Source organism: Nonomuraea sp. NPDC005983, assembly GCF_040614375.1.
GTDB lineage: Bacteria > Actinomycetota > Actinomycetes > Streptosporangiales > Streptosporangiaceae > Nonomuraea.
This window is the reverse complement of record NZ_JBEXUP010000105.1, coordinates 20,173-31,448: the sequence shown is the minus strand read 5'-3', so window position 1 is coordinate 31,448 and position 11,276 is coordinate 20,173. Positions and strand designations below refer to the sequence as shown.

9 protein-coding genes are annotated in these 11,276 nt (G+C 69.5%); 5 read left to right on the top strand and 4 right to left on the bottom strand.

Features of this window, described 5'->3' with window-relative positions:
• On the top strand, window positions 1-667 hold a 667-nt coding region (locus ABZ297_RS34015; RefSeq protein ID WP_355355016.1), incomplete at its 5' end, for a CPBP family intramembrane glutamic endopeptidase.
• A gap of 14 nt (window positions 668-681) precedes the next feature.
• Here the strand turns inward: ABZ297_RS34015 and ABZ297_RS34010 are convergent.
• Entirely contained in the window at window positions 682-1,401 is a 720-nt protein-coding gene (locus tag ABZ297_RS34010) for a PIG-L deacetylase family protein (RefSeq protein WP_355355013.1), read from the bottom strand.
• Between the two features lie 124 nt (window positions 1,402-1,525).
• Between ABZ297_RS34010 and pcrA the strand changes: the two genes are divergently transcribed.
• Window positions 1,526-3,745, top strand: a complete 2,220-nt coding sequence (pcrA, locus tag ABZ297_RS34005; protein WP_355355019.1) for a DNA helicase PcrA — start codon at window positions 1,526-1,528, stop codon at window positions 3,743-3,745.
• Window positions 3,746-3,785: 40 nt separating this feature from the next.
• On the opposite strand, the gene ABZ297_RS34000 is transcribed toward pcrA, so the two are convergent.
• From ABZ297_RS34000 to ABZ297_RS33990, 3 genes are all read right to left on the bottom strand, one after another.
• Window positions 3,786-4,793: a L,D-transpeptidase gene (locus tag ABZ297_RS34000; RefSeq protein WP_355355010.1), complete on the bottom strand. Its 1,008-nt coding sequence runs from the start codon at window positions 4,791-4,793 to the stop codon at window positions 3,786-3,788.
• A 212-nt stretch (window positions 4,794-5,005) separates the two neighbouring features.
• Window positions 5,006-5,887 carry a hypothetical protein gene (locus ABZ297_RS33995; RefSeq protein WP_355355007.1) on the bottom strand — a complete coding sequence of 294 codons (882 nt, stop codon included), beginning with the start codon at window positions 5,885-5,887 and terminating at the stop codon, window positions 5,006-5,008.
• Between the two features lie 151 nt (window positions 5,888-6,038).
• Window positions 6,039-6,965 (bottom strand): hypothetical protein, encoded by a 927-nt coding sequence (locus tag ABZ297_RS33990; RefSeq protein WP_355355004.1) that lies wholly within the window; start codon window positions 6,963-6,965, stop codon window positions 6,039-6,041.
• Between the two features lie 315 nt (window positions 6,966-7,280).
• Between ABZ297_RS33990 and sucC the strand changes: the two genes are divergently transcribed.
• The 3 genes from sucC (at window position 7,281) to ABZ297_RS33975 (ending at window position 11,226) form a co-directional block, all read left to right on the top strand.
• Window positions 7,281-8,462 carry an ADP-forming succinate--CoA ligase subunit beta gene (gene sucC, locus ABZ297_RS33985; RefSeq protein ID WP_355355001.1) on the top strand — a complete coding sequence of 394 codons (1,182 nt, stop codon included), beginning with the start codon at window positions 7,281-7,283 and terminating at the stop codon, window positions 8,460-8,462.
• A gap of 3 nt (window positions 8,463-8,465) precedes the next feature.
• The gene (gene sucD / locus ABZ297_RS33980; protein WP_355354998.1) at window positions 8,466-9,341 is read left to right on the top strand and encodes a succinate--CoA ligase subunit alpha; all 876 of its coding nucleotides are present in this window, start codon (window positions 8,466-8,468) and stop codon (window positions 9,339-9,341) included.
• Window positions 9,342-9,597: 256 nt separating this feature from the next.
• Window positions 9,598-11,226: a DUF6350 family protein gene (locus tag ABZ297_RS33975; protein WP_355354995.1), complete on the top strand. Its 1,629-nt coding sequence runs from the start codon at window positions 9,598-9,600 to the stop codon at window positions 11,224-11,226.
• Window positions 11,227-11,276: the final 50 nt, after the last annotated feature.

Below are 11,276 nucleotides of genomic sequence, written 5' to 3'. Positions count from 1 at the left end.
CGGCGGGGTGCTGGCCGCCGGGGTCGCCGCCGTCTACACGGCCGGGGTCGCGATGCCGCGTACGCGGGAGTTCTTCCACGACGAGCGGGCGCTGTCGCTGACGCGGGCGCGCGTCCTGGAGGAGGCCCTGCTCCAGGTGCCGGTCGGGACGGTGCTGCTGGAGGAGGTGGGCTTCAGGGGCGCCCTGTACGGCATGCTCCGCCGTACCAACGGCACGGCGACGGCGACGGCGGTGTCGTCGGCGCTGTTCGGGCTCTGGCACATCCTGCCCGCCATCGACATGGCCCGCGCCAACCCCGCTTTCGGTGCGCTGGCCGCGGGAGAGGCGCCAGGGCGGCTCGACGTGGTGAGGACAGCCGGACGCCCCGGCACGGCGCGAGTAGCGGGGGAAGCAGCCTCCGGGCAGCCGGGCACGGCTCAGGTGATGGAAGTGGGTGGGGCGGGGGAGGCGGCCTCGCGGCTCGAGACGGCGCGCGTCGTGGTGGGGAGCGTGGTGTCGACGGCGGCGGCGGGGGTGCTCTTCTGCGAGCTCCGCCGCCGAGCCGGCCTGCTGGCGCCGACGATGCTGCACCTGTCCACGAACTCGCTCGGCTACCTGTTCGCCCGCCTCGCCGGGAAGCGCGCGCGGGACGCGCACGCTCAGCCGGTCAGAGCATCGGGCTCGTAAGCCGAGCCAGGTGGTCAGGCGGTCGGGACGACCTGGAAGCCCTCCGCGTAGCGGCCCTCGCCGAACCCGGCCCGCTCGGCCCAGCCGGCGAAGCGGGACCTGACGAAGTCCGCGAAGCCCTCGACGTGCGACACCTGGCTGACGTGCGACTGGAGCGCCGTCAGCTTGCGGTCGATCGCGTCGGTGATGTCCACCCAGTGGTCGGGCGTCGAGCCGCCGCTCAGCCAGACCTCGCGGACGGTCCACGCCTCCAGGCCCTCGTCCTTGGCCAGCTCGGGGAATGCGTAGGGGTTGCGGGCGTCGGGGTAGACGGCGTCGAGGGTGGAGCCGCCCACCGCGCGGTGGTCGGGGTGGCTGGGGGCGATGAACTGGTAGTTGCGGTCGGGGTGGTGGGTGATCACCAGGTCGGGGCGCACCTGGCGGATGACCCTGGCGATGTCGCGCCTGAGATCCAGCGACGGCACCACCAGGCCGTCGGAGTAGCCGAGGAAGCGGACGTCCGTGACGCCCACGGCCTTGGCCGCCGCCGTCTGCTCGGCTCTGCGCAGCTCGGCCATGCCCGAGTTGTCGAGTGTCCGCTCGTTGCCGCCCGCGTCACCGTCGGTGACCAGGAGGTAGGTGACCTGTACGCCCCGGTCGACGAAGAGCGCGACCGTCCCGGCGGCGCTGAAGTCGGCGTCGTCGGGATGCGCGGCCACCAGCAGCACCCGGTTGATCTCGCTTTCCGTCAGCATGTTCGTCCTTTCTGATCTGCTGCCCTGGACAACCAGCTTGCCCTGAAGGGCATTCCGGGCGCCGATTGTCGGTGGGGCGTCTTAACCTAGGACAGTGCCGACCGAAGTCTCTGTTGACCATCCCTTGCTCGACGGTCTCAACCCGCAACAGCGCGAGGCCGTGATCCATCACGGCAGTCCGCTGCTGATCGTGGCGGGGGCGGGCTCCGGCAAGACCAGGGTGCTCACCCATCGCATCGCGTACCTGCTGGCCGAGCGGAACGTCCATCCGGGCGAGATCCTGGCGATCACGTTCACCAACAAGGCCGCGCGTGAGATGAAGGAGCGCATCGACAAGCTGGTCGGCCCGCGCTCGAAGGCGATGTGGGTGATGACGTTCCACAGCGCCTGCATGCGCATCCTGCGGCGCGAGGCGAAGCGGCTCGGCTTCCCGTCCAGCTTCTCGATCTACGACCAGGCCGACTCGCAGCGGCTCATGGCGATGGTCTGCCGCGAGATGGATCTCGACCCGAAGCGCTACCCGCCCCGGTCGTTCTCGGCGCAGGTCAGCAACTTCAAGAACGAGCTGATCGACTACGAGACCGCCATGGGCAAGGCGGGCTCGCACCTGGAGAAGGTGCTGGCCGAGGCGTACAAGAGCTACCAGCTCAAGCTCACCGAGGCCGGCGCCATGGACTTCGACGACATCATCATGAACACGGTGACGTTGTTCCAGCTCTTCCCCGAGGTGGCCGAGCACTACCGGATGCGTTTCCGGCACGTCATGGTCGACGAGTACCAGGACACCAACCACGCTCAGTACATCCTGGTCAGAGAGCTGGTGGGCCGTCCTGAGCTGCGTACGGACGACGGCGATCTGGTGCGTTCCGGCGCCGACCAGTCCGAGCTGTGCGTGGTGGGCGACGCCGACCAGTCGATCTACGCCTTCCGGGGCGCGACCATCCGCAACATCCTGGAGTTCGAGCGCGACTACCCCGACGCGCGCACGATCCTGCTGGAGCAGAACTACCGTTCGACGCAGAACATCCTGGCGGCGGCCAACTCGGTCATCGCGCGCAACGAGTCGCGCAAGCCGAAGAACCTCTGGTCCGACCAGGGCGACGGCCCGAAGATCGTCGGTTACGTGGCCGACAACGAGCACGACGAGGCCATGTTCGTCGCGCAGGAGGTCGACCGGCTCGGCGACGAGGAAGGCGTCAGGCCAGGCGACGTCGCGGTCTTCTACCGCACGAACGCCGCCTCCCGTGTCTTCGAGGAGATCTTCATCCGCACCGGGCTGCCGTACAAGGTGGTCGGGGGCGTGCGCTTCTACGAGCGCAAGGAGGTCAAGGACCTGCTGGCCTACCTGCGGGTGCTGGCCAACCCGGCCGACGTGGTGTCGCTGCGGCGCATCCTGAACGTTCCCAAACGCGGCATCGGTGACCGGGCCGAGGCGATGGTCGAGGCGCTCTCATCCCGCGAGCGCATCTCCTTCTGGGACGCGCTGCGCAGGGCCGACGAGGCGTACGGCATGGCCACCCGCTCGCTCAACGCCGTGCGCGAGTTCGTCGCGCTGGTCGAGGAGCTGATCGAGAAGGCGGCGGGCATGCCGCCGTCGGCGCTGGCCGAGGAGGTGCTGGTGGCCACCGGCTACCGCGCCGAGCTGGAGGCGTCGGAGGATCCGCAGGACGAGTCGCGCCTGGAGAACCTCAACGAGCTGGTCTCGGTGGCGTCCGAGTTCGAGGAGGCCAATCCCGAGGGCACGCTGGTGGAGTTCCTGGAGCAGGTGTCGCTGGTGGCCGACGCCGACCAGATCCCCGAGTCCGACGGCGGCCAGGGCGTGGTCACGCTGATGACCCTGCACACCGCCAAGGGCCTGGAGTTCCCGGTGGTGTTCCTGACCGCGATGGAGGACGGCGTCTTCCCGCACGTCCGGTCGCTGAGCGAGCCGAAGGAGCTGGAGGAGGAGCGCCGCCTGGCCTACGTCGGCATCACCAGGGCGCAGCAGCGGCTCTACCTGACCAGGGCGGCCGTGCGCAGCTCATGGGGTGCGCCGTCGTTCAACCCGGCGTCGCGCTTCGTGAACGAGGTGCCGAGCGCGCTGGTCGACTGGCGCACCGATCCGGAGAAGTCGGCGTGGAGCGCGGCCACCCGTCGCGAGCCCGCCCCCGCGGCGGCGCCCAAGAAGAGCGGCCGCACGGTTCCGTCCCTGGCACCCGGCGACCGGGTCACGCACGACGCGTTCGGCCTGGGCACGGTGGTGTCGGTCGACGGGGTGGCGGAGAAGACCAAGGTCAAGATCGACTTCGGCAGCGGCGGCGAGAAGACCCTCCTGCTCGCCTACGCCCCTCTGGAGAAGCTCTGACGGTGCTCCTCGGGGCGAGTCCCCGAGGAGCGCAGCAAGGTCAGTCCTCGACCGGCTGGGTCTTGACGCCGTTGAGGGCGCTGCCCTTCTTCCACTCGGTCCAGTTGAGCTGCCAGTAGCTCCAGCCGTTGCGCCAGTCGAGCTGGCGCTTGGTGCCGGTGATCTTGACGACGTCGCCGCGCTGGGCGATCGTGTAGAACCACTTGGAGCCTGCCGGGGTGGCGCGGACGCACCCGTGGCTCTGGTTGGAGCGGCCGAGGTACTGGTAGTAGCCCGCGCTCTGGTGGACGTACTCCCCGCTGTCGGAGATCCGCACGGCCCACGGGATGCGCTCCTTGTAGTAGCGCGGGTCCTTCGGGTCCGTGACGCCCATCCAGGAGGACGTCATGACCTCCACCGGCTTCTTGCCCATCGTCAGGTGGACACCGCTGGTGGTGAGGTAGACGTCCACGCCGTTCTTGACCAGGCCGCCGCGGCCCGCGCTGATCGGGATGGACTTGACCAGCTTGCCGTCCCTGCGGACCTTCATCACGTGCCTGCGCGTGTCGACCACCGAGATGTTGGCCGTGCCGACCGCGAAGCGGCGGGTGACGTCCGTGGCGGCCTGGTTGCCGGGCAGCTGGCTGAGGCGGGCGGTGAACAGGACGTTCTGGTGCGGACGCCAGTAGGTCTTGGTCCGGTAGATGACCTTCCGGTCGGAGACCCAGCGCCAGGCGCCGTCGGTCGGCTTGTCGGCCTGGACCTGGAGCAGTCCCTCGACGGCCGCCTTGTCTTTGACGTCACGGTCGAAGGTGACGATGATCGGGAACCCGACCCCGACCTTCTCCTTCTCTTCCCCCATCGGGGTGATGTCGGCGATGTCGAGCTGGGCCTTCTTCGGCGCGGTCTTCGACGTGGCGGCCTTGGGTGCGGAGCCTGCGGCGTGGGCCGCGTGGGCCGCGTGGGCCGCGGGGGCCGAGGCGGCGCGTGGAGCCGGGGGGCCGTCGGCCGAGCAGGCCGCCACGGTGACCGTGGCGGCCAGTGCCAGCAGCATCCGGGGGAGGGACATGAGGGGTTACTCCTGAGATATGTACGCGTTCACCTAGATAGACAAATAAAACGCGCCATATGACGGCGTACCGATGTCACGATCTTGTAACTGCTCCCGAGGGGTGCCGCCGTGTTCGCCGATCAAGCCAAGGCCGGCACTCGGGCGCGGCCTTGGCCGGAGATGTGGCCGCCACGGCGATGGCGGCCACGGTTATGCGGTGAGTACGTGCCTTACTTCGCGACGCTCACGCCGAACGGCAGCTCGATGCTGTCCGGAGCCTCGTCGTTTCCGTCCTTGAGCTCGGTCGTGACCTCGTCCGCCGACGGAGCCTTGATCTCGACCTTCGCGCCCCAGCCGCTGTAGCGGGTGTCGACGCTGAGGGTCGTGCCCTTCGCCGAGCTGCCCGCCAGGGCGGACATCGGGTAGGTGGCGACCAGCCTCGTGGGCAGGCCCTTGGCGTCGACGTCCAGCCGCCAGCTGATCTCGGTCTTGAGCTGCTTGGCGGTGGTCGAGATGAAGGCCATGCTGGAGTGGAACGACGGCGAGACCCGGTTCAGGTCGCTGAACGTGATCTTGCCGGCGTAGCCGCCGGCGGCCGGCTTGGCGCCCTTGAGCAGCGTCTTCAGCGTGGCAGGCTCGCCGATGTTCACGGGCTGGCCGTAGAGGCCGGTGAGGCCGCCGACCGGACCCCTGGACATCTTGAACCAGGTCTTGCCCTCGGGCAGCATCGTCGCCCAGATGTTGCCGGACAGGTACGACGTGTTGCCGACCTTGATCGTGTGCTCCGGCTTCGTCATCGCGACGAGGGCCTCCGGCGCGTCTTCGGGGAAGTCGCTGGCCGTGAGGTTGAGCTTGCCGGTGGTGTCGGACGCCGCGACACCGGTCTTGCTGAACTGCACCGTTCCGGAGCGCCGGACGAAGATGTTGCGCACGTTGTTCGACGTCAGGGTGGTGCGCTCGGTCCACTTCATCCCCGTGCCGGGGACGAGCTGCTTCTGCACCGCCGCGACCGGGTTCTTCGGTGCGGCCTGCGCGGGCGCGGCCTGCGCCGGGCCCGCGGCAATGACCGTAGCGGCCGAGGCTAATGCCAGGCCGGTGAGCATTCGCTTCATGCGGTTTTCCTCTTTGTAGAAGGGGGAGCCAGAAGATCTTGGCAACAAAAGATCACGAAAGAATCTCGCTATGCGAAATTTCCTGCGCGATAGTTGTGGATATTTCGTGCAACAGGATCTGTCTGGCGAGATTTCCGGTCTTAATTGGGCGTTACGGGATGGTGTTGCCCTCGTCGTCCGGCGGAACGCTGACGTAGTCCCTGTCGATCGTGGACGGCGGCTTCAGGCCCTTCTTGCCCAGGTCCTTGAAGTCCAGGACCTGCTCGGCGGGCGGGGCGGTCACGGTGACCGCGCTGCCCCAGTCGCTGTAGCGGGTCTCAGTCGAGACGCTGAGCGTGATCTTCTTGGTGACTTTCACGCTCCACGAGATGGCGATCCGCTTGACCAGCTTCTGCGCATCCAGCGAGAGACGCCAGGAAACGGCGTTCTTCGCCGGCGCACCGGTCGGCTTCACGGGGATCAGCTTGCGGAAGCTGGGAGAGACCTTGTACAGCTGGGCGATCGTGATCGAACCGCGGTACTGGTCGCCGCTCCCGCCCTTGCTCCTGCCCTTGGCCGTGGCCAGCAGGGTCTTGAGCGTGTCCGGCTCGAAGACGTTGACGATCTGGTCGTTGTTCGCAGCGGCGATGGGACTGCCGGGCCAGCCGACCCAGAGCTTGCTTTCGGGGAGCAGCGAGGAGAACAGGCCGCCGTTCGCGTAGAGCCGGTTGCCCGTGCTGACCAGGTAGATGCGCTCGGTGAGGAGCTGGGCGGTGTCGCCGACGTCGTTGTTCTTCTCGGCGAGCTGCTCCAGCCGCTTGCGCATCTCGGGGCTGAGGTTCGGGGTGCGGGTGACCTCGGCCCCGGCGACGCCGTTGGCGTCGAAGGCGACCACGCCCTCCTTGGAGTCGCCCGCGTACTGTTCGCGGCCGATCGTGGTCTTCGTGGTCTCGGTGAGCTTGACGCCCTGACCGGCGACGAACTGCTTCTTCAGCGCCTTGACCGGGTCGGCCGAGGCCGCCGGTGCCGCCTGGGCAGGTCCGGCCGTGACGAGTGCGGCGGCCGTGGTCAGCGCCAGGCCGGCGAGAATTCGCTTCATCGAAGCTCCTTGCGGGGAGAACCCGGGTGCTGGCCCCGGGGAAATCGCGGCGTGGTGCCGCACGCTGGCTCTGCCCTGGATTCAGGACGAGGCGAAAGGGATTCTGCCAAGCCAAGATCACGAGCGTGTCGCGTTCCACGAAACTCGTGCCCCGCATGCGAAGAGGGTGAGATCACCGTCACATAACGGGATATCTCCGACCCGATGACCAGGGCAGGTCAAGCTTGGGGCTAGGCTTCACTGGCGGAAACGCCCGGCACGCACGGGGTGGCCCGGGCCGTCGAACATCAGTCGGAGAAGCAAGGACGGACCCTCGTGGACCTGTTCGAACATCAGGCGAAGGAGCTCTTCGCGGACTATGGCATCCCGGTGCCTCGCGGCATCGTTGCCAACACCGTTGAGGGGGTGCGCGCGGCAGCCGAGGAGCTGACGGGCCGCGTCGTAGTCAAGGCCCAGGTGAAGACCGGCGGGCGTGGCAAGGCGGGCGGCGTGAAGGTGGCCGACGACGCCGCCGACGCCGTCCAGAAGGCCGAGGCCATCCTCGGCATGGACATCAAGGGCCACACGGTCCACAAGGTGCTCGTGGAGGAGGCCAGCGCGATCGCGGAGGAGTACTACTTCTCCTTCCTGCTCGACCGCGCGAACCGTACCTTCCTCGCGATCTGCTCCGCCGCTGGCGGCATGGACATCGAAGAGGTCGCCCACAGCGCGCCGGAGAAGGTCGCCAAGGTACCGGTCTCGGCGCTGAACGGCATCGACCGCGCCAGGGCGCGCGAGATCGCGGCGGCGGGCGGGCTGCCCGAGAAGGCGCTCGACGGCGCCGCCGAGCTCATCGAGAAGCTGTGGTGCTGCTTCGTCGACGAGGACGCCACGCTGGTCGAGGTCAACCCGATGATCCTGTCGGCCGACGGCCAGGTGAAGGCCCTCGACGGCAAGGTCACCCTCGACGACAACGCCTCCTTCCGTCAGAAGGAGCACGAGTCCTACGCCGACAAGGCGGCCGAGGACCCGCTCGAGGCCAAGGCCAAGGAGAAGGACCTCAACTACGTCAAGCTCGACGGCAACGTCGGCATCATCGGCAACGGCGCCGGCCTGGTCATGTCCACCCTGGACGTCGTGGCCTACGCGGGCGAGGGGCTGCCCGGCAAGCCGTCCCCGGCGAACTTCCTCGACATCGGCGGCGGCGCGTCCGCCGAGGTCATGGCCGCCGGCCTGGAGATCATCCTCTCCGACCTCAGCGTGAAGTCGATCTTCGTGAACGTCTTCGGCGGCATCACCGCCTGCGACGCCGTGGCCAACGGCATCGTCGCGGCGTTCAAGCTGCTCGAAAGCCGCGGCGAGGCCGTCACCCACCCGCTGGTGGTGCGCCTCGACGGCAACAACGCCCTGCTCGGGCGGCAGATCCTGCGCGACGCCGCGCTCCCGCGCGTCGAGCTGGTAGACACGATGGACGACGCGGCCAAGCGTGCCGCCGAGCTCGCTGCGGTAGGTGTGTGACCCATGGCTATCTGGCTGACCGAGAACAGCAAGATCATCGTTCAGGGCATGACCGGCGGTGAGGGCACCAAGCACACCCGCCGCATGCTCGCGTCCGGCGCCCGCGTGGTGGGCGGCGTGAACGCCCGCAAGGCGGGCACCACGCACGAGGGCCTGCCGGTGTTCGGCACCGTCAAGGAGGCCATGGAGCAGACCGGCGCCGATGTGTCCGTCGTCTTCGTGCCCCCGGCCTTCACCAAGGACGCCGTCAAGGAGGCCATCGACGCGGAGATGCCGCTCTGCGTGGTCATCACCGAGGGTGTGCCGGTCCACGACTCGACCGCGTTCTGGGCGTACGCGGTGGAGAAGGGCAACAAGACCCGGATCATCGGGCCGAACTGCCCCGGCATCGCGTCGCCTGGGGCGTCCAACGCGGGCATCATCCCGGCCGACATCACCACCGCCGGGCGCATCGGGCTCGTCTCCAAGTCCGGCACCCTGACATACCAGCTCATGTACGAGCTGCGCGACTTCGGGTTCTCGACCGCGGTCGGCATCGGTGGCGACCCCGTCATCGGCACCACGCACATCGACGCCCTCCAGGCGTTCCAGGAGGACCCGGGCACCGACGCGATCGTCATGATCGGCGAGATCGGCGGCGACGCCGAGGAGCGTGCGGCGGCCTACATCGAGCAGCACGTCACCAAGCCGGTGGTCGCCTACGTCGCGGGCTTCACCGCCCCCGAGGGCAAGACCATGGGGCACGCCGGCGCCATCGTGTCGGGCTCGGCGGGCACGGCGCAGGCCAAGAAGGAGGCCCTGGAGAAGGTGGGCGTCCGGGTCGGCAAGACCCCGTCGGAGACGGCGCGCCTGATGCGCGAGATCATGCAGTCGCGCTGACCACTCGCACCCGGACGGCCTCGCCCGGCCGCGCTCCCAATCCCAGGGGGCGCCGCCGCGCGGGGCCTTCCCTTTTCCGGGGCTCATCGGCGTGCCGGGCTTCATCCGCGCCGGGATGAGGCCGACCCGTGAGGAGGGGTAAGCCGGGAGTGGGGCGGCGGTAAAGAATCTTGAACGGGATAGTCGCCTACAAACCCGGCGGTGTGCGGCGCGTCAACTCCACGGGCGTCGAGAAAACTTGAGAAAATCGCCAACTGTGACCGCGCTTCTCGATCAGCTCCGGGCCGCCCCCCGCTCCGTACTCGGCAGGCTCCCCGGGGTCTCGGGCGGCGACGACGACGAGGCGCGGCGGCCGCTGCCCGTGTCCGGGATGCTGGCCGCCGCCTGCACGCTGGGCGCGGGCCTGGCCGTGCTCACCACGGTGACGATCGTCGGATGGATGGCCGCCCCCCGAGGCGCCCTGGGGGCGGGCCTGCCCGGCGTCTTCAGGACGGCGGCGCAGCTCTGGCTGGCCGCCCACCACGCCGGGTTCGCGTATCCGGGCGGCCGGGTCGGGCTGCTGCCGCTCGGGTTGATGGTGCTGCCCGCGGTGCTGCTGTACAAGGCGGGCCGGTGGATGGCCCGCGACGCCGACCTGCGGCTCCGGTTGCCTGCCCGGCTGCCGAAGGACAGCCCGCGCGAGGTGGCCAACGCCCGGCGGCGGGCGCAGCTCGTGCTGGTGGTGCAGGCGGGGGTGTCGCTGGCGGCCCCGTACGCGCTGCTCGCGGGGCTGATCGCGCTCGTCGCCAAGAACGACGTCACCCAGCCGTTCCTGGGGGAGGCGCTGCTCAGCCACTTCACGCTGGCGTTCGTGGCCGGAGTGCTGGCCACCGCGCGGACGATCGGGCCGTGGCGGGCGATGCTGCGGCTGCTGCCGGAGCGGGTGCGGGCGCTGACCGTCGGCACGGCCGTCGCCACGGCGATCCTGCTGGCAGCGGGGCTGGCGCTGGTCCTGGTCGCCGTCGTGCTCAACTTCGGGCAGGTGAGCGAGCTGACCGGCATGCTCTCGCCGGGGGTCGTGGGCGGGGCGCTGCTGTTCCTGATGCAGGCGCTGTACCTGCCGAACGTGGTCGTCTGGGCGTCGTCCTACATCGCGGGCCCGGGGTTCGCGCTCGGCGGCGGCACCCTGGTCGCGCCGACGGGCGTGCAGCTCGGCACGGTGCCCATGCTGCCGCTGTTCGGGGCGCTGCCCGACAGCGGCCCCGCGCCTGCCTGGATGATGGCGGTGATCGCGCTGCCGTTCGCGGCGGGCGCGGTCGCGGGCGTGGTCGTCGCCAGGATCTCACCGTCGCCCGCCTACGAGGTCGCGCCGCTGTGGGGGTTCTTCACCGGCATCTCGACGGGGCTGGTGGCCGCGCTGCTGGCGGCGCTGTCGGGCGGCCCGATCGGCGGCGGACGGCTCACCGCCATGGGGCCGTCGCCGTGGGAGGTCGCGCTGTCGGTGGGGCTGGAGGTGGGCGTGGCCGCGGGCATCTCGGCCGGGGTGGCCAACCTGCTGCTGTTGAACAAGAAGGCGCGGGCCCCGCTCGACAAGGCCGCGGCGCCGGTACGGAAGGCGGGCGCCGCGATCGCCAGGGCCGCCAGCAAGGTGGGGCTGGCCGAGGCCGACGCCCGCCCGCTGCCCGGCCACTGGATGGACGCCACCGAGGCCGAGACCCAGCCGATCCCGGTCATCCGCGACGACTGGCAGGACGAGCACGCCTCGGCCGAGGCCGAGACCCTGTTGCAGGCGCGTCCGCGTCCGGCCGAGCAGCCGCGCCCGCCGCGCAAGGACATCGTGGACGAGTCCGACGACAGGGGCGGCAAGGTCATCTACCTCGACCCCTACGCCTGGGACCGCGACTAGGGAGCTTCGCCGGCGAACGGCAATCCCGTCCCAACATTCCTCGAAGAACT

Coding starts and splice junctions, on each gene's coding strand:
- ABZ297_RS34010 (WP_355355013.1), bottom strand. CDS start 1,401: ATGCTGACGGAAAGCGAGATCAACCGGGTGCTGCTGGTGGCCGCGCAT.
- ABZ297_RS34000 (WP_355355010.1), bottom strand. CDS start 4,793: ATGTCCCTCCCCCGGATGCTGCTGGCACTGGCCGCCACGGTCACCGTG.
- ABZ297_RS33995 (WP_355355007.1), bottom strand. CDS start 5,887: ATGAAGCGAATGCTCACCGGCCTGGCATTAGCCTCGGCCGCTACGGTC.
- ABZ297_RS33990 (WP_355355004.1), bottom strand. CDS start 6,965: ATGAAGCGAATTCTCGCCGGCCTGGCGCTGACCACGGCCGCCGCACTC.
- sucD (WP_355354998.1), top strand. CDS start 8,466: ATGGCTATCTGGCTGACCGAGAACAGCAAGATCATCGTTCAGGGCATG.